The 16,561-nt window shown below is 63.1% G+C and carries 17 protein-coding genes and 1 pseudogene; 9 read left to right on the forward strand and 9 right to left on the reverse strand.

Going from position 1 to position 16,561, the window contains the following annotated elements; all coding sequences use genetic code 11:
• The first annotated feature begins 91 nt into the window (after positions 1–91).
• The 4 genes from ABIB73_RS23415 to ABIB73_RS23430 are packed head-to-tail and all read left to right on the forward strand — an operon-like array spanning position 92 to position 3,831.
• A complete protein-coding gene (locus ABIB73_RS23415) occupies positions 92–1,519 on the forward strand; it encodes an efflux RND transporter periplasmic adaptor subunit (RefSeq protein ID WP_354227743.1) in 1,428 nt (475 codons plus the stop codon).
• A complete protein-coding gene (locus ABIB73_RS23420; RefSeq protein WP_354227744.1) occupies positions 1,516–2,241 on the forward strand; it encodes an ABC transporter ATP-binding protein in 726 nt (241 codons plus the stop codon). The genes ABIB73_RS23415 and ABIB73_RS23420 overlap by 4 nt, the downstream gene beginning before the upstream one ends.
• Positions 2,238–3,461 carry an ABC transporter permease gene (locus ABIB73_RS23425; protein ID WP_354227746.1) on the forward strand — a complete coding sequence of 408 codons (1,224 nt, stop codon included), beginning with the start codon at positions 2,238–2,240 and terminating at the stop codon, positions 3,459–3,461. Before ABIB73_RS23420 ends, ABIB73_RS23425 begins: the two co-directional genes overlap by 4 nt.
• A gap of 52 nt (positions 3,462–3,513) precedes the next feature.
• Positions 3,514–3,831: a response regulator transcription factor gene (locus ABIB73_RS23430; RefSeq protein WP_354227748.1), complete on the forward strand. Its 318-nt coding sequence runs from the start codon at positions 3,514–3,516 to the stop codon at positions 3,829–3,831.
• Between the two features lie 143 nt (positions 3,832–3,974).
• Here ABIB73_RS23430 and ABIB73_RS23435 read toward each other — a convergent pair whose 3' ends face one another.
• The 3 genes from ABIB73_RS23435 to ABIB73_RS23445 all read right to left on the reverse strand — a co-directional run bounded on the left by ABIB73_RS23435 (position 3,975) and on the right by ABIB73_RS23445 (position 6,336).
• Entirely contained in the window at positions 3,975–4,739 is a 765-nt protein-coding gene (locus ABIB73_RS23435) for an SDR family NAD(P)-dependent oxidoreductase (RefSeq protein ID WP_354227750.1), read from the reverse strand.
• A 42-nt stretch (positions 4,740–4,781) separates the two neighbouring features.
• Positions 4,782–5,777, reverse strand: a complete 996-nt coding sequence (locus tag ABIB73_RS23440; RefSeq protein ID WP_354227752.1) for an aldo/keto reductase — start codon at positions 5,775–5,777, stop codon at positions 4,782–4,784.
• Positions 5,778–5,940: 163 nt separating this feature from the next.
• A complete protein-coding gene (locus ABIB73_RS23445; RefSeq protein WP_354227754.1) occupies positions 5,941–6,336 on the reverse strand; it encodes a (R)-mandelonitrile lyase in 396 nt (131 codons plus the stop codon).
• A 304-nt stretch (positions 6,337–6,640) separates the two neighbouring features.
• Between ABIB73_RS23445 and ABIB73_RS23450 the strand changes: the two genes are divergently transcribed.
• Complete coding sequence (locus ABIB73_RS23450) at positions 6,641–7,534, forward strand: LysR family transcriptional regulator (protein WP_354227756.1); 894 nt, start codon at positions 6,641–6,643, stop codon at positions 7,532–7,534.
• 99 nt (positions 7,535–7,633) lie between these two features.
• On the opposite strand, the gene ABIB73_RS23455 is transcribed toward ABIB73_RS23450, so the two are convergent.
• Positions 7,634–8,422 (reverse strand): carboxymuconolactone decarboxylase family protein, encoded by a 789-nt coding sequence (locus ABIB73_RS23455; protein WP_354227872.1) that lies wholly within the window; start codon positions 8,420–8,422, stop codon positions 7,634–7,636.
• A gap of 956 nt (positions 8,423–9,378) precedes the next feature.
• Between ABIB73_RS23455 and ABIB73_RS23460 the strand changes: the two genes are divergently transcribed.
• Positions 9,379–11,235, forward strand: a complete 1,857-nt coding sequence (locus tag ABIB73_RS23460; RefSeq protein WP_354227758.1) for an alkaline phosphatase family protein — start codon at positions 9,379–9,381, stop codon at positions 11,233–11,235.
• A 57-nt stretch (positions 11,236–11,292) separates the two neighbouring features.
• Here ABIB73_RS23460 and ABIB73_RS23465 read toward each other — a convergent pair whose 3' ends face one another.
• Positions 11,293–11,871, reverse strand: a complete 579-nt coding sequence (locus ABIB73_RS23465; RefSeq protein WP_354227760.1) for a hypothetical protein — start codon at positions 11,869–11,871, stop codon at positions 11,293–11,295.
• Positions 11,872–12,242: 371 nt separating this feature from the next.
• On the opposite strand from ABIB73_RS23465, the gene ABIB73_RS23470 reads away from it, so the two are divergent.
• On the forward strand, positions 12,243–12,902 hold the full coding sequence (locus ABIB73_RS23470) for a peroxiredoxin (protein ID WP_354227762.1): 660 nt from the start codon (positions 12,243–12,245) through the stop codon (positions 12,900–12,902).
• A gap of 5 nt (positions 12,903–12,907) precedes the next feature.
• Here the strand turns inward: ABIB73_RS23470 and ABIB73_RS23475 are convergent, their stop codons facing one another.
• Entirely contained in the window at positions 12,908–13,303 is a 396-nt protein-coding gene (locus ABIB73_RS23475; RefSeq protein ID WP_354227764.1) for a DUF2177 family protein, read from the reverse strand.
• A gap of 87 nt (positions 13,304–13,390) precedes the next feature.
• Between ABIB73_RS23475 and ABIB73_RS23480 the strand changes: the two are divergent.
• Positions 13,391–13,513 (forward strand): annotated as a pseudogene (locus tag ABIB73_RS23480) (FAD-binding domain-containing protein); the annotation flags it as partial.
• 79 nt (positions 13,514–13,592) lie between these two features.
• The gene (locus tag ABIB73_RS23485; protein WP_354227766.1) at positions 13,593–13,883 is read left to right on the forward strand and encodes a histone; all 291 of its coding nucleotides are present in this window, start codon (positions 13,593–13,595) and stop codon (positions 13,881–13,883) included.
• 77 nt (positions 13,884–13,960) lie between these two features.
• Here ABIB73_RS23485 and ABIB73_RS23490 read toward each other — a convergent pair whose 3' ends face one another.
• From ABIB73_RS23490 to ABIB73_RS23500, 3 genes are all read right to left on the reverse strand, one after another.
• Positions 13,961–14,704 carry a hypothetical protein gene (locus tag ABIB73_RS23490; RefSeq protein WP_354227768.1) on the reverse strand — a complete coding sequence of 248 codons (744 nt, stop codon included), beginning with the start codon at positions 14,702–14,704 and terminating at the stop codon, positions 13,961–13,963.
• 155 nt (positions 14,705–14,859) lie between these two features.
• Positions 14,860–15,732 carry a DMT family transporter gene (locus tag ABIB73_RS23495; RefSeq protein WP_354227770.1) on the reverse strand — a complete coding sequence of 291 codons (873 nt, stop codon included), beginning with the start codon at positions 15,730–15,732 and terminating at the stop codon, positions 14,860–14,862.
• 107 nt (positions 15,733–15,839) lie between these two features.
• Positions 15,840–16,286 carry a hypothetical protein gene (locus tag ABIB73_RS23500; RefSeq protein ID WP_354227772.1) on the reverse strand — a complete coding sequence of 149 codons (447 nt, stop codon included), beginning with the start codon at positions 16,284–16,286 and terminating at the stop codon, positions 15,840–15,842.
• Between the last annotated feature and the right edge of the window lie 275 nt (positions 16,287–16,561).

Genomic DNA, 16,561 nt, shown 5'->3' on the forward strand with positions numbered 1-16,561 from the left:
AGACAGCGGCATTACGCTGGGCGAAATACAACCATAGCGCGATATTCTGCATTTCCGCCAACATAGTCATTTCAAGAAGGCGGCTTTTGATATGCGATTTGTGCCAGTCATTGTCCTGTTTGGAACTGCATGCGGCGTCGCCGCAATCTACGGCGCGGCACCGGACGTCGTCGCGGCTGCTGCCGGGAGCGCCGCGGACGGCGCAAGCCGCGCCTATGAGTCCACGAAGCAGTTCCTTAAGCCAGGCGGCGAAACGCCGACCTTCGGGTCGGATGCGCCAATGTTCCGCTATGCGTCGATTCAGCGCGGCAGCATCGAGCAAACCATCACCGTCACGGGCGCCCTGCAACCGGTCAAGACGATCGAGGTCGGCTCGCAACTGTCCGGGCAGCTCGCCCGGGTCTATGTCGACTTCAACGATACCGTCAGCAAGGACCAGCCGCTTGCCCTGATCGATCCCCGCAGCTTCGCAGCCAAGGTCGACGAGGCCAAGGCGGCGCTGTTGGTCTCCGACTCCCTGGTCGACATCGAGCGGGCCAAGCTCGATCGCGCCAAGATCGATCTGCAAAACGCCAGGGGCAGCAGGGACGTGCTCGCCGCCAAGCTCGACAGCGCCCAGGCGGTCAAGATGTCGGCGCAGAAGACCTTGCAACGAAAGCTGGCGCTCCAGTCGCAAAACGTCGTGGCAACCTCGACGGTCGACGACGCGCAGACGGAATTCACCGCGCGCGTGGCCCAGGAACGCGAGGCCGAGGTCCTCATGTCCCTGAATGCCTACGCCGTCGACGGCGCCCAGGCCGACGTACGCCGGATCGAGGCCGAGCTGGAGCAGGCCAGAATGGCGGTGCCCGAGAAGGCCGCGGTCCTTGCGGCCGCCCAGGCCGATCTCGACCGCACAGTGATCCGCTCGCCGATCGACGGCGTCGTGGTCGGCAGGTTCGTCAACGAAGGCCAGACACTCGCGGTCGGGTTGGAGTCGCGCACCACCTTCGTGGTCGCCCACCGCCTGGAAGACATGGAGATTCACGCGCAGGTCGACGAAGCCGATATCGGGCGCATCGCATCCGGCCAGCGCGCTCACTTCACGGTGGACGCCTATCCCGACCGCCGCTTCGAGGCGGCAGTGCGCCAGGTGCGCAAGGCGCCGCAAAACCAGCAGCATGTGGTCACCTATACCGTCGTCCTGTCGACCTCCAATCTCGACGGCGCGCTGCTGCCTGGAATGACCGCCTTGGTCAAGATCGTGATCGAGCAGCAGGACAACGTGCTGAAAGTGCCGCTGGCCGCCCTGCGCTTCCAGCCCTCGGGCGCGCGGACAGACACGGCCCCCGGCCGCAGCGGCGTCTGGGTGCGCACCGTCAGTGGCGCGCTTCAGCGTATCCCCGTGACCGTCGGCGCGGCGGGCACCGAACAGGTCGCGCTCAAGAGCGGAGAACTCGTCGAGGGCAGCCAGGTCGCCGTCGGACAGGCGATCCGGCCGGCCGGCATGGAATTTCTCGGCATCAGGTTCGGATCATGACAGCGCCCCTGCCCCTCATCAGCCTCCGATCCGTAGGCAGAACCTACCGCACGGACGGGATCGCGGTGTCCGCGGTGCGTAATGTCAGCTTCGACATCGATCAGGGCGAGATCCTTGCTGTCATGGGACCGTCCGGTTCCGGCAAGTCCACGCTGATGCACATGATCGGACTGCTCGATCTGCCGAGCGAGGGCGCGATCTATCTCGAGGGATCCAATGTCGCCGACCTCTCGGAAGACCACAGGTCGACCTTGCGCGCCCGTAGCATTGGCTTCGTGTTCCAATCCTACAATTTGCTCGCGCGCCACAATGCGATCGAGAACGTCGCCCTGCCGCTGGTCTATTGCGGGGTGGGCCGCAAGGAGCGCCTGGCGCGCGCCGAGCGGAGCCTGGAAGCCGTCGGCATGCTGCATCGGGCGCATCACTTTCCGCGACAGCTGTCGGGCGGCGAGCAGCAGCGCGTCGCGATCGCGCGTGCGCTGATCGCCTCTCCGCTGATCGTGCTCGCGGACGAACCGACCGGCGCACTCGACAGCCGCACCGGCGCCGAGATCCTGGCGCTGTTTGCCGCACTCAACCGGACCGGCCAGACCATCGTGATGATTACGCACGATCCCGGCATCGCGACCCACTGCCGGCGCACGATCCGCCTGCACGACGGCGAGCTCGTCAGCGACGAGGCGCAGGCTCCGTTGCTGCCGAAGTGGAGCGCTGTGTCATGACGATGCTCCAGGGGTTTCAGATTGCACTGCACGCCTTGCGCCTCAACCCGCTGCGCAGCTTCCTCACGATGCTTGGCATCGTGATCGGCGTCGCCTCGATCGTGACGGTCTTTGCGATCGGGTCCGGGGCGCAGTTGCGCCTCCAGGAACAGATCCGCTCGATCGGCGCCAACGTGCTGATGATCATGCCCGGCGCGGTCTACCAGGGCGGCGTGCGTCTCAAGGAAGGTACCAAGCTGACGATGACCGAAAGCGACGTGCAGGCCATCCTTGAGCAGATTCCGGAAATCCAGGCCGCGGCCGGCTCGATCGCCGGAACGGCGCAGGTCATCCACGAGAGCAAGAACTGGAACACGACGATCAACGGCACGACAACCGGGCACTTCATGGTGCGCGACTGGCAGCTCGCGTCCGGACGCTACTTTTCGAGCGTCGAAGAAGCCGCCGCCGGAAAAGTCGTGATCCTCGGAAGCACGGTCGCGCGCGAGCTGTTCGCGCCGGGCGATGATCCCATTGGCGCGCAGATCAGGATCATGAAGGTCCCGCTCGAAGTGGTCGGCGTGCTCGACCCCAAGGGACCCGCGCAGGATGATGTCGCCTTCGTCCCCCTCACCACGGCCAAGCTCCGCTTCCTCGGCAGCGCCAGCAACATCAACCGGGATTCGGTCGCTTACATCATTGCCAAGGTGGCCGCCGACGGTCAGATGGCCGGGGCGAGAGCCGAGATCGAGAACCTGCTGCGGCAGCGGCATCGGATCGTTGCCGGTCAGGAGGACGACTTCAAGGTCCAGGATCCGGCTGCCGCCATGGAGGCGCAGCAGGGGGCGATCCGCACCGTGGCGCTTCTGCTCGTCGCCATCGCCTCGGTCTCGCTGCTTGTCGGCGGCATCAGCATCATGAACGTCATGATCGTGTCGGTGACCGAGCGCACCCGGGAAATCGGCATCCGCCGTGCGCTCGGCGGGCGGATGCGGGACATCCGTCTCCAGTTTCTCTGCGAAGCGCTCGTGCTCTGCCTGCTCGGCGGCGCCATCGGCGTCCTCGGCGGCGTCACGCTGTCGATGACGGTCGCGCGCATGGCCGGGTGGATCACCTCGATCGATGGCGAGGCGATCGGTCTCGCCCTCGCCTTCTCGATCGCGACCGGCCTCATCTTTGGTTTCTATCCTGCGCACAAGGCGTCCAAGCTTAGTCCAATCGAGGCGCTCAAGACGGAGTGAGAATATGCTGGGGTGGCCACAACATCAAACCAAGGCCAGGGAGGAGCTAGTCATGAGCCCGGATCCGAAAGATTTGATTACACCGACGCCGCGTGAGCGCGAGCTGATGATGCTCATCGCGCGCGGAATGCAGAACAAGAACATCGCCTACGAGCTCAAGATCTCGGAGAACACGGTGCGGGCGCATATCGGCAACATCATGCGCAAATACCGCCTCCATAACCGAACCCAGATCGCGATCATCTTCGCGCTTCAGGCAGCGCCGCTATCGCTGCGTCGCAATCTCGCCGATGGTGGCGCCTATCCGACGACAGTAAAGCCCGCGCCGACGTTCGCACAGACCTCGAGGGTCCCGACCGCGCCGAAATGACGACGCCGGCGAACGGACATTTCGCGTTGGTCACGCCCGGCCAGACGATTCTATCATTGCGAACGCAGCGAAGCATCCCGGCTGCCGCCGCCTGGCATCCATCGGAATCGGTATCTTTGGATCGGCGGTCGCCGAAGCACCGTTCAGCGCATGATAAAACCACCATCGACCGAAATGGATTGACCGGTTACGTAGCTCGCAGCCTCGCTGCAAAGCCAAAGAACCGCGCTTGCAATCTCCTCCGGCCGGCCAACCCGTCCCATAGGCACGCTCTTTTCCATGGCCTTGAGAGCATCGCCCTGCCCGGCCGCAACCATCTGGTCGGCCATCGGTGTCCAGATCAGCCCGGGGCATATGGCATTGATACGAATGCCGCGTGCTGCATATTCGAGAGCCGCGCTCTTGGTAAACCCAAGCACCCCGTGCTTGGCGGCGTGATAGATTCCCCTCTCGGCACCTCCTACGAGTCCGCCGAGAGATGAGCAATTGACGATCGCGCCGCTTCCTTGCTTGCGCATCTGCTGCAGTTCGAACTTCATGCAGCTCCATTCGCCACGCAGATTGATGCCCATGACGCGGTCATAATCCTCACGGGTGGTGTCGGCGGTCTCTGCGAGGAGATTCTGGACGCCCGCGTTGTTGTAGGCGGCATCGAGCCCGCCGAAGGCGGCGACCGTCTGCGCGACCATGGCCTCGACCTGTGCATCGTCGGCGACGTCGCAGCGGATGGCGATGGCCTTATGGCCTCGGGCGGCGAGCTCTCCGGCGGCGGCACGCACCGCGTCCTCGTTCCAGTCTGCCAGCGCAACGGACGCCCCGGATTCCGCAAAAGCCCTCGCCGTGGCGAGGCCCAGCCCGGACGCCGCGCCGGTCACCAACGCGACCTTTCCTTCAAATGAAATGTTCATGGATATCTCTCCTGTCGATTTGTCGGATTGGCGTATGCGCCATCAACGCTGCGTCCGCTCAGCCTCCGCTTGCGGGTAGCGGTCACCTGCGATGGTGATCCGCGCGGCCGAAGCATCGATGTGCCTGATTTCATCGGGCGTGAGCTCGATCGCGGCCGCTGCGATGTTCTCGTCGAGGCGACCGAACTTGGTCGTGCCGGGAATCGGGACGATCCACGGCATCCGAGCCAGCAACCAGGCCAAGGCGATCTGCGCCGGCGTGACATGCTTCTGCGCGCCGATCTGAACCAGCAGGTCCACGACAGGCCTGTTCGCCTTGCGAGCGTCGGGCGTAAAGCGCGGCAGGCCGGCGCGGTTGTCGTTGCCACCGAAGCTGGTGGTCTCGTCGATCTTGCCGGTGAGGAATCCCCTGCCCAAGGGACTGAAGGGGACGAAGCCGATTCCCAGTTCCTTGCAAGCAGGCAACACCTCCGTCTCGGGCTGACGCCACCAGAGAGAGTATTCGCTCTGGATCGCCGCGAGCGACTGGACCGCGTGGGCGCGGCGGATGGTCGAGGCGCCGGCCTCGCTGAGACCGAAGTGCTTGACCTTGCCCTCGGCGATCAGATCCTTCACCGCGCCGGCGACGTCCTCGATCGGGACAGCGGGATCGACGCGGTGCTGGTAGAACAGGTCGATCGCCTCGACCCGCAACCGCCGCAACGAACCTTCGGCCGCCTGCCGGATTCGTTCAGGACGGCTGTCGAGCCCGCCAGAACGCCGAGCGTCGGCCGGACTGAGGTCGTGGCCAAATTTGGTGGCGATGACGACGTCTTTCCGGAACGGCTCCAGCGCCTCGCCCACGAGTTCCTCGTTGGTGAAGGGGCCATAGACCTCGGCGGTGTCGAAAAAAGTGACACCGCGCTCCACCGCCGCGCGGGCAAGCGCGATCATCTCCTTGCGTTCCGGCGCCAGGCCACGATGATAATTCAGGCCCATGCAGCCCAGGCCAATGGCTGAGACCGAAAGTCCGCTGTCGCCAAGCTTGCGCATCTGCATTTTCAATCTCCTGGCCCCCTAGGTGGTGCCCGCCGCTCAGATACGGTTCCACGGGCGCAAAAGCTGACGATCCACGCTTGACCGTCATCGATAGGCGCGCATGGGCCATGTGTCAGATAATAGACTCGCGGCCGCATCATCGCCCTTTGCCGAGTCGCGAAAATCACTTGCGGTACTGTGCGTCGCTAACCTTTTCCATCCAGTCGACATTCTTGCCGTCGAGGGATTCGGTAATCGCGATATGCGCCATAGCGGTCGTCGCCGTCGCGCCGTGCCAATGCTTCTCGCCCCGTGGAAACCACACGACGTCGCCGGGACGGATCTCCTCGATCGGGCCGCCTTCGCTTTGCACCCAGCCGAGACCGGACGTGACAATCAAGGTCTGGCCGAGCGGATGGGTGTGCCACATGGTTCGGGCACCGGGTTCGAAAGTCACGTGACCGCCGCTCAGGCGCGCCGGGTCGCCGACCTGAAACATCGGATCGACGCGGACGGTGCCGGTGAACCACGCTTCCGGGCCTTTGCCAGAGGGGCGTGAGCCGTTGCGCTTGATGTCCATTATTCCAATCCTTCCTTGTCTTGTCTCGTTCTCAGCCGTGGCCTGTGCCACGCACGAACGCGCCGATACCAGCATGGCCAGTCCGGCAGCGCCCGAAAGCACGCTGCGTCGCGGAAGCACTCGCCGCAGCTCGGTCTCGGTCTTCGCAGGCCGCCGGGAAGGATCGTCCGACCGATCCATGTGAGCCTCCGTTCAAGTCGCGGGACGTTCCCAATCGGCAATGATCGCTGGCTCTAGATTTAGGGCGTGCAGCTATACGAACTAGCCACTAGAATTGGCATGGACTTATAAGCAGGATCGATAAATGCAGCGCGGCAATCTCAACGATCTCTCGGCCTTTCTGATCGTCGCCCGCGAGGGCAGCTTTACGAAAGCGGCTGCCAAGCTCGGGATTTCCCAGTCCGCGCTCAGCTATACCATCAAGGAGCTCGAGGCACGGCTGAAGCTGCGCCTCTTGACGCGCACCACGCGCAGCGTGTCGCCGACGGCCGCCGGCGAGCGCCTGCTGCGCAACGTGGGTCCACGGATCGCGGAGATCGAAACGGAACTTGCCGCCTTGACCGAGCTTCGGGACAAGCCCTCCGGCACCATCCGCATCACGGCGACCGAATATGCCACCCACGCTGTCCTTCTGCCGAAGCTCGCAAGGCTCTTGCGAGAAAATCCGGACATCAACATCGAGATCATCAGCGACTATGGCCTGACGGACATCGTCGCGCAGCGTTTCGATGCCGGCGTGCGGGATGGCGAGCAGGTCGCGAGGGACATGATTGCGGTGCGGATCGGACCCGACGCACGCATGGCTGTCGTCGGGGCTCCGTCCTATTTCCGAAGCCGGTCAGAGCCGACGAAACCATCACAATTGGTCGAGCACAATTGCATCAATCTGCGCCTGCCAACCCATGGCGGATTGTACTCTTGGGAGTTCCAAAAGGGCTCGCGCGAACTCAAGGTTCGCGTGGAAGGCCAATTGTTCTTCAACACCACGACCCAGATGCTCCATGCGGCGCTCGCAGGCTTCGGCCTGGCTTATCTGCCGGAGGGCTTGGTGCACCCCCATATCAACAAGGGCCGGCTCAGGCGGGTGCTTGAAGACTGGTGCCCGCCCTATCCGGGCTACCACCTCTATTATCCGAGCCGGCGCCAGCCCTCCGCGGCCTTTGCGCTGCTTGTCGAGGCGCTCCGCCATCGCGACTGAGCTATCATCTCGGCCTGGTGGCCAATGCGATAGGTGTGGTCCGGATCAGCCCTCGTGAAGGAAGACGCGAACGCTGACCTCCTTCGAGGGGGAATGCGGCTAATGTGCCCGCTTTGCGAATACATCCTTCGCGACGGGCATTGCCGAAAAGACGTTGGGCCAGCCGACATAGAAGGCCAGCTGCGTAATCGCCTCGGAAGCTTCCGTCTGGGTCAGGCCATTATCCATCGCCCTGTTGAGGTGCGGCGTGAGCTGCGCGGTCTGCCCGTTGGCAATCAGCGCGCTGACGGTGACGAGGCTGCGGTCCCTGGGGGCCAGGTCCGGGCGCAGCCACAGGTCACGAAACAGCACGTCGGTCGTGTATTGCACGACACCAGGAAAGGCCGCGCCGAATTGTTCCTGGACGAACTTTGCCCGCTGCGCTTCGGCGGGCTCGTCGATCGGCAACAAGGCCACCGAGACGGCGGGAAGCTCATTGGCTCCAATATTGCGAGCGGCGAACACATCCTTGGCAACAGCGACCGCCGACATCGCATTGGCCCAACCTGCGTAGAAGGCGAGATGGGTGATGATCTCCGAAATCTCTCGCGGTTTGACGCCGTTGTCGAGAGCAAGGTTGAAATGATAGGGCAATTCGATCGTCTGATTGCGCGCGATCAAGGCTGCCAGCGTGACGACACTACGGTCGCGCGGCGCAAGGCCCGGGCGCTTCCAGACCTCTCCCAGGAGACGGCCTTGCGTGTAGGCGTCCAGCGCCGGAGCAACCTTCCGCACATCCTCGCCCCCCAGCATCGGCTTTGATCCAATCATGGCGGCAGCCTCCTCTGTGCGAGCCGATGGCATGGCTATCAGCAAAAGCAGCGCGACTGCCGCAGCTCGCTGTGTCATGAGAGATACCCCGTACATTACGGTTGTTCTTGGTGCCCGGCGGCATCCGGGTGGTCGCTTCATAGATAACGGATCGTGCGGCATGCGATTAGACCGTGAAATGTGCATGGACTTATCAAGCAGACTTGTGAATTCCATTGGCCCGCGCGCGGGCCGCCCGATAGATCGCTGGTCCCGGCCACTATCTCTTGCGCTACCCGTCGGGCAAAACACCCAAACTGCTGGTCAATCCGCATCGTCAAAAATATTCCACTTTACCGAAATTCGGAATTGCGTATATTTCGCCTCACTCCGGCCCAAGGAAGAGGGGCGTATCGCGATCGTCACGAACGCGGGCCGGGCGGCGGTGGACGCAAGCCACATCGGCGCGAAGGGTTTCGCAGGGCAGGCGACTGTGAGCGGAGACCTCGCGCACACGACCGGTGTGATCGGCGTACGGCAAAATCGTGTGGTCCTGGCGCCCGGAGTCTGTGCGCCAAGTCTTGCGGTGATGTGGCGGCCCAACCGGGCGCGCGCATCAGTGATCGGCAAGGCGACGGGGGCAATAGTGCATCGCTCCCCGGGGAGAGCGCGACATAAGCCGTTCCAACCATCCGCGCAGGGAAGGCCGGGATGCTTCGGTTGCCCTGTTTCCCGCTGTGCATTGTAGCGCAATCTGCTTCTGGCATAGCGGTCCATGGGAGCCAGCCGGCTCCCGGTCCTCCCTGCGCCCTCTTTCATGTGAGGGTGAGGCAACGACGCAAAGCTCGGGCGAAATGCGCCGCGAGAACGCGAAAACATGTCTGTTGTGAACAACGCCGTTGTGCCCTCAATCTGTGGACACATGACCGCCCTCTCCCGTCACTTCTGCATCTGAGTTCGATCTTGTAACAAAACCGTCATACAGCAAAACTAAACGAAGGCGGGGGGCCGCGGTCGGCCGCCAAGCCGCCTCACCGCAGGCAGGGAGAGATTTGATGCGCCGTTCACTGGTGTTGCTGTCCGCCGGACTGACAGTTTTGTCCACCGGACTTGCCTCCGCCCAGAACAACACCCCCCGCAACCTCATCCTGTTCATCCCCGACGGGCTGCGCGCACTGAAGATCACGCCCGAAACGGCACCGGCAATGGCCGAGGTCCGCGACAAGGGCGTCAATTTCAAGAACTCGCATTCGCTGTTCCCGACCTTCACCATGGCAAACGGCTCGGCAATGTCGACCGGCCATTATCTCGGCGATACCGGCGTGTTCTCCAACACGATCTGGACCAACTACACCTCCGCACCCGCAGGCGACACCGTGGTTCCGTTCATCGAGAACGACGCCGTGCTCGGCGACATCGACGAGCATTTCAAGGGCGACTATCTCAACGAGGAGACGGTTCTGAAGCTGGCCCGCGACAAGGGCCTCAGCACGGCGGCGATTGGCAAGGTCGGCCCGACCTACCAGTGGGACCACACCGATCATCCGGAGAAGCCGGGCAAGCACTCGATCGTGATTGACGACTCGACCGGCGGCAAGGCCGGCGTAGCGTTGTCCGACGAGATGAAGGACGCCCTGACCAAGGCCGGCCTCGCCCTCGCCACCCCCAGCCGCGGCGATAACGGCAAGGCGGGCGATGCCAAGACGCCCGGCACCACGGTCGCCAACGTCGCGCAGCAGGCCTATTTCGCCGACGTCGCCACCAAGGTCGTGCTGCCGATGTTCAAGGCGCGCAACAAGCCGTTCGTGCTGGTGTTCTGGTCCCGCGACCCGGACGGTACCCAGCACAACCAGGGCGACAGCCTCAACCAGATCATGCCGGGCATCAACGGCCCGAGCACGATGGCGAGCATCAAGAACGTCGACAACAACCTCGCCCAGATCCGCAAGGCGCTGGACGAGCTCGGCCTTGCCGCCAACACCAACATCATGATCCAGGCCGACCACGGCTTCTCGACCATCTCCAAGGAGAGCAAGACCAGCCCCTCGGCCAAGGTCAGCTATGACGACACGCCGAAGGACTTTTTGCCGATGGGCTTCCTGGCGCTCGATCTTGCCAAGGCGCTCGACCTGCCGTTGTTCGACCCCAACGACAAGAACGCCGCCGTTGCCGGCAACGCCCATCCGAAGGCCGGCAACGGCGTGCTCGGCAAGGACCCGACCAAGCCCGACCTCGTCGTGGCCACCAATGGCGGCTCCGACCTGATCTATCTGCCGACCAAGGACAGGAAGCTGGCGGCCAGGACGGTCAAGGCGCTGCTCGAGCAGGATTACGTCTCCGGCCTGTTCGTCGACGACCAGCTCGGCCGCATCCCCGGCACCCTGTCGCTGTCGAGCATCAATTTGCACGGCAAGGCGGCGACGCCGACGCCGGCGATCGTCGTCAACTTCCGCTCCTATGCCAGCGAGTGCGGCGAGGCGCCGACCAACTGCTCCGTGCAGGTGGCCGACACCGTGCTGCGCCAGGGCCAGGGCATGCACGGCAGCTTCAGCCGCGGCGATACCTACAACTTCATGGCTGCGATCGGTCCGGACTTCAAAGCCGGCTTTGTCGACGAGCTGCCGGTCAGCAATGCCGACGTCGGCATGACCGCCGCCCAGCTCCTCGGCCTGCGCGGCTCGCAGAATGGCGGCCTGGTCGGCCGGGTGATGTCGGAGGCGCTGCCCAACGGCATCGTGCCGAAGGCGTTCAAGACCGTCGAGAAGTCGAAGAAGATGCAGGAGAACGGTCTCCAGACGGTGCTCAACGTCCAGCGTGTCGGCAGCCAGCGCTATTTCGATGCCGCCGGCTTCCCGGGCCGCACGCTTGGCCTTGAGCCAGACGCCGGCAAACAAAAAACGGCGGGGAAATAACCCCGCCGCTTCTTCTCGCCCTCAAAGAGGCGCCGAGTTCTTACAGGTCAGAAAACCTTACATGCCGATGTCGAACACGTTCGGCAATTGGCCCGCCAGAGGCAGCGCGGTGGCGCCCAGGAAGGTCGCCACCATCGCCATCAGGCGACGATTGTTCTGGCGCTTGCCGTGCATCTGGCCGGCGATCCACTCCAGCATCTCGCTGTTGACCTTCGAGGCATAGGATGGCGCCCAGCTCTCGATGTCCTGCGCGAGCGCGACGCTGCGCGGCGGCACCTTGAGGCCGGAGGCGCTTGCGGCGTAATGGGCCACCGCCTTGGCCAGCAGGTCGTCGAACCGGCCGCCATCGGTCCGCTCGGTCGCGGCCTCGTTGATCTCGAACAGCGCCTCGGCTTCGGCGCGGCTGACCGGCTGGTCGTTGACGGCTGTGGCCGTCAGGATGCGCGTGCACCAGGCGGTGTCATCGGCATCGAGCGAGCGGGAAAAGTGCACCCGGCCCTTGGTGGTCGGGCCTTCGCCCGTGATCACGCCGTCGCGAACGATGGAGAGTGCATGGGCCGCGGTATCGCGGCAGGACGGTTCGAGGGACGGCGACTCAACAGACTTCTCAACGGACTTGGGCGCAGCGGCAGACATAGTTCACTTCCAGATTTCTTCTGATCGACCAGCATTTTCATGCGGGCGTAAAGGGGTGGTTAACGATTCGATACGGGGATCGCGACTTTTCTCGATGGTTGCCAATTGGTCGCTATCAGGGTTCCATCAAACATCGGGCGAGCGTGATGCGGGTCATAAAAGGCTTTATCGGGGCAATCGAGCCCGTTGCCCTCCGGGGGAGCCATCTCGCCGCAGGCGTCCCTGTAACAGAAAGATGCTAGGAAATCGGCTCTTCAGAGAAGGAATTCACATTTTACTTGAAGCTGTTCACTTGGGGTCCTCGGGATCCTATACTGTCCGCGACGGCAAAGACAAATTCTACAGTAAATTCAATATGATGAGGTAGAACCATGACACTCCCGATCGGCACCACCGCCCCTGACTTCGAAGCCGAGACCACTGAAGGGAAGATCAAGTTCCACGATTGGATCGGCAACAGCTGGGCGCTGCTGTTCTCGCATCCGAAGGACTTCACGCCAGTTTGTACGACCGAGCTCGGCGCACTGGCCAAGCTGAAGCCGGAGTTCGACAAGCGCGGCGTCAAGCTGATGGGCCTCTCGGTCGATCCGGTCGACCGTCACTCCAAATGGTCGGAGGACATCAAGGAGACCCAAGGCGCCGCCCCGAACTATCCGATGATCGGCGACACCGACTTCAACGTCTCGAAGCTTTACGAGATGCTGCCAGCCTCGACCTCCGGCGATCCCCTCACCCGCACGCCGGCCGACAACCAGACCGTCCGCAACGTTTTCATCATCGGGCCGGACAAGAAGATCAAGCTGGTGCTGGTCTACCCGATGACCACCGGCCGGAATTTTCAGGAGATCCTGCGCGTCATCGACTCGCTCCAGATGACGGCGAAGCACCGGGTCGCGACCCCGGCCGACTGGCAGCAGGGCGACGATGTCATTATCGCGGGCTCGGTCTCCAATGACGAGGCCAAGACGATCTATCCGCAGGGCTGGAAAGAGCCGAAGCCCTACATCCGGATCGTGCCGCAGCCCAAGTAAGGGCTCTAACCGGTCACCCGGTCCGTCACCAACAGACCCGCGGTCGATGAGACCGCGGTCACCACCGCGCCCCAGCCGACGTCGACGAGCGCGACCGGCCAGCTCCAGTGCTTCAAGAGCGCCAACGCGGTGAGATCGAACGTCGCATAGCAGAACAGTCCGAACAGCGCGCCGTAAGCGAGCGTCGACTGCCAGGTCGCGCCGGACACGCCGCTGACGAAGACCAGCACCCCAACGACGTACAGAAGATAGAACAGCACGGCCGGCACCGGCTTCAGCTCGCCCAGCATGTCGCCGACTGGTGCGGTGAAAAAGCCCTTGGCAACCAGCCCGAGGAACAGGAAGTCCAACCCGGTTAGCACGATCAGGGTTGCGGCATACAGCACGGCAATACGGTTCACTGGCGGCCGCCCTGCCAGCAGGTCGCGCGGGCAGTCACATCATGCCGTCAGTTACGTCACGGCGGGCTGATGGTTTCAGCCCGCCAAGCCGCCTGGCAGAGCGGCCGCACCGGCTATCCGATCGTCGATGCCGGCCTGCGCGAGCTCCGGCACACCGGCGTGACGCATAACCGGGTGCGGATGGTGGTCGCCTCCTTTCTGGTCAAGCATCCGCAAAGGTTGAGCGTCGCTTTGACACAATTTCGAAACCCGCTATCGTCATCGCTCCATTCAAACCGTGGGGGACGATATGGACGACGACAAGCCGACCACCGAGCAGGCGATGGAGACGATCACCACCGCCGTGGAAGCGACCAAGGAGGCCGCAGTCACCGCCGTCAAGAAAGTCAGGAAGGCCGCCAAGAAGGCCGCGAAGAAAGTAGCGCCGAAGAAGGCAAAGAAGGCTTCCAAGAAGAAAGCCAAGAAGGCCGCCAAGAAGCTGTCGAAGAAGGCGGCCAAGAAGTCCGTGAAGAAGGCGGCGAAGAAAACGGCGAAGAAAGCCGCCAAGACGAAAAAGAAGGCCAAGAAGGCCAAGCGCTGATCGCAAGCTCAAGAAGACCTGCAAGCACAGCCTAAGACCGAGTCTCCGGGTGCGGGCGCGCCCGGAGGCTTCTCCCGCTACCCTCGCCGCTTCGATGTGCGTCGGCCAGGGTGATGCTCCCCGTTTGGATCGCGAAATTCACTGCGATGTCCACGCCGATCCTCCTTGGCGAAGCGCCGCCGCTTTTCTGGCGAACCGAACGCCCTGATCACCTTCCGGCCGTTGACCTTCTTGATGACATAGCCGCCCTCCGTCATCGAGAACGGCTCCTTCAGCGTGCCCTTGTGGTCGAATTTGGTGCGGCGGGGATGCCTGAACGGCTCGAACCAGGACGGATAGACGAAGTTCGACATCGGAAAGCCGCTGACGACGAAGGAGTCCTCCTCGACGGCGTCGCAGACCTCATAGGCGTATTGCGTGTTCCTGTTCTTGTCGGCCCATAGGTTGGCCATGGGATCGAGCACCATCTCGAACAGCTCATGCGAGGCCGCCACGCTGACCGGCTCGTCGCCCAGCGCCTTGACGAAGATCTTCGAGATCGGCTGGCCGCGATGCGTCAGTTCATGACGCCCGAGCATGTTCTTGTGGGAGGCGTCGTCGAAGTAGACGAGTTGCCAGTCGGTCGGCTTCGGCTTGCGCGCAATGTAGAGATCGACCGGATAACCCCAGACCGGCAGGAAATGCTCATCGTAGCATTTCTGAAGCGCCGCGGTGAGCTTGCCCATCGTCCGGTCGTCGATCTCCTCCTCGGCGTAGTTGATGCAGGCAATCCGAACCGGCTTCATGGACCTGCCGAGTAGTGCGCGCCTCGCCTTTTTCATGGAGATCACCGTGCCGAAAGGGAAACTGAAATACGGCAAGCCTAGCATGAACGTGGCGCGCACGTCAGGGATGTATTCCAGCGGTTCGGCTTATCGGCCGAATTGTTTGAGCATGATCTTTCGGAAAACCGCTGCACACTTTTCCGGATCATGCTCTAGAAGCGCCGGTTGACCACGAACACCGCGGCCGCGCACATCGCCATGCCGGCGATCGCCAGCGCGTCGAGCTTCTCGCCGAACAGCAGATAGGCCATCAGCGCCGTTACGGCGGGCACCAGATAGAACAGGCTCGCGACCGACGTCGCCGCGGCATGGCGGATCAGCCAGTACAACAGCCCGATCGATCCGATCGAGAGCGCCACAGCGAGCCAGGAGAGCGCGAGCACGAACTCCCGGGTCCAGTGCACCACGCGGTCTTCGAACAGGAACGCGCCGGCCGCGAAGAAGATGGTGACGGCGACATATTGCACGAGATTGCCGGCGCGCCAATCGATGTGGTTGCAGTAGCGGCGCTGATAGAGCGTGCCCAGCGTGATGCTGATCAGCGCGACGACCGAGGCGAGCCAGCCGATCCCGGCTTCGCCGGTCATGGGGCGGTTGTGCAGGATCAGGACCACGCCGCCAAGGCCGAGCAGCAGGCCGCCCCATTGCACCGGCGTCACCTTCTCGCCGAGCCAGCGGTTGGCGATGGTCGAGGTCAGGATGGGCTGAAGGCCTGGAATGAGCGCAGAGAGGCCGGCCGGAATCGAATGCGCGATCGCAATCGCGGTGCCGCCGAGATAGAAGCCGTGAACGAGAATGCCGGCGACTGCGCTGTGCGCGATGCCGGCCCTGTCAGGCCATTTCGGGCGGGCAATGGCCGCGATGATCGCCATCAGACCGACCACCACCGCCATGCGGATGGCGAGATAGGTCAAGGGATCGGCATTGTTGATGACGTATTTGGTGCCGATGAATCCGGTGCTCCAGAGCACCACGAACAGGACCGGCGCCGCCCGCGCGGTCAGGGATTCTTGATTATGAATCATTGCCGCCTTCATTGCCCGACTAGGGGCGGTACGGCAACGCGAAATCTCTGATTGTCAGATGTTGCGGCGCACGACGGACAGAGTGCGCGGTGGCTCAGATCGGCCGCTCACCATTCTTCCGGACAGGGATCGATGATCTTCCAGAGTTCGACACCGTTCTTGATCTTCTTCATGTCGGTGGTGAGCCCGCCATTGCGGCGGATCCAGTCCTTCACCGTGTCGGGATAGTAGGACATCAGATCGGACGTCCCCTCCGCGCTGGTGATCTTCATGCCGAAGGTGAACGCCTTGTCGTAATAGGCCTGATGGAAGCCGAGGCTCGCGCGCGGCGTCACGCAGATCTTGTTCATCGGCACGATGCCGAGCACCAGCGTGCAGGCCGAGTTGCAGATGCCGTCGATGATGACGCGCTCGCCCTTGTCGCGGACGCGCTTGTACTTGGTCTTGTACTCCTCAACATAGCCGCCATGGTCTCGGGTGATGTGCAGCTCGGCCCGCGCAGGCGTAGCCGCGACGGCGGAGAGCAACAGCAGGCTCAGGAGCGTGATGCGCATGACAGCGTGACGGTGAAAGCCTTCAGGAATGGACCGGCCTCGAAGGACCCCCAAGGGGCCGGCGACAAGAATTGACCGAAGTCTCTTTGGCCATACTTGTGTGGGGAATTCGTTAAGCATCTCGAAAAGGCCAAAAATGGGCAGCCGACGGGCCATCGCCCCGGCATTTCGGTCACACCCGGCCGGGAATCTGCGAAGCTAGGCCCGATTTCCGGTCCCCGGACGGGTGCCCACGCCGTCCGAAATGGCTATAAGGAACTGACCTCTAAGCGCGG

Origin of the sequence: Bradyrhizobium sp. F1.4.3 (assembly GCF_040548375.1) — a bacterium.
Taxonomy (GTDB): Bacteria; Pseudomonadota; Alphaproteobacteria; order Rhizobiales; family Xanthobacteraceae; genus Bradyrhizobium.

Excerpts from the sequence above, each read along its gene's own strand:
- ABIB73_RS23445 (WP_354227754.1), bottom strand. The coding sequence starts at position 6,336 with ATGGACATCAAGCGCAACGGCTCACGCCCCTCTGGCAAAGGCCCGGAA.
- ABIB73_RS23500 (WP_354227772.1), bottom strand. The coding sequence starts at position 16,286 with ATGCGCATCACGCTCCTGAGCCTGCTGTTGCTCTCCGCCGTCGCGGCT.
- ABIB73_RS23430 (WP_354227748.1), top strand. The coding sequence starts at position 3,514 with ATGAGCCCGGATCCGAAAGATTTGATTACACCGACGCCGCGTGAGCGC.
- ABIB73_RS23425 (WP_354227746.1), top strand. The coding sequence starts at position 2,238 with ATGACGATGCTCCAGGGGTTTCAGATTGCACTGCACGCCTTGCGCCTC.
- ABIB73_RS23495 (WP_354227770.1), bottom strand. The coding sequence starts at position 15,732 with ATGATTCATAATCAAGAATCCCTGACCGCGCGGGCGGCGCCGGTCCTG.
- ABIB73_RS23460 (WP_354227758.1), top strand. The coding sequence starts at position 9,379 with ATGCGCCGTTCACTGGTGTTGCTGTCCGCCGGACTGACAGTTTTGTCC.
- ABIB73_RS23420 (WP_354227744.1), top strand. The coding sequence starts at position 1,516 with ATGACAGCGCCCCTGCCCCTCATCAGCCTCCGATCCGTAGGCAGAACC.
- ABIB73_RS23450 (WP_354227756.1), top strand. The coding sequence starts at position 6,641 with ATGCAGCGCGGCAATCTCAACGATCTCTCGGCCTTTCTGATCGTCGCC.
- ABIB73_RS23440 (WP_354227752.1), bottom strand. The coding sequence starts at position 5,777 with ATGCAGATGCGCAAGCTTGGCGACAGCGGACTTTCGGTCTCAGCCATT.
- ABIB73_RS23435 (WP_354227750.1), bottom strand. The coding sequence starts at position 4,739 with ATGAACATTTCATTTGAAGGAAAGGTCGCGTTGGTGACCGGCGCGGCG.
- ABIB73_RS23455 (WP_354227872.1), bottom strand. The coding sequence starts at position 8,422 with ATGACACAGCGAGCTGCGGCAGTCGCGCTGCTTTTGCTGATAGCCATG.
- ABIB73_RS23415 (WP_354227743.1), top strand. The coding sequence starts at position 92 with ATGCGATTTGTGCCAGTCATTGTCCTGTTTGGAACTGCATGCGGCGTC.
- ABIB73_RS23470 (WP_354227762.1), top strand. The coding sequence starts at position 12,243 with ATGACACTCCCGATCGGCACCACCGCCCCTGACTTCGAAGCCGAGACC.
- ABIB73_RS23485 (WP_354227766.1), top strand. The coding sequence starts at position 13,593 with ATGGACGACGACAAGCCGACCACCGAGCAGGCGATGGAGACGATCACC.
- ABIB73_RS23490 (WP_354227768.1), bottom strand. The coding sequence starts at position 14,704 with ATGAAAAAGGCGAGGCGCGCACTACTCGGCAGGTCCATGAAGCCGGTT.
- ABIB73_RS23465 (WP_354227760.1), bottom strand. The coding sequence starts at position 11,871 with ATGTCTGCCGCTGCGCCCAAGTCCGTTGAGAAGTCTGTTGAGTCGCCG.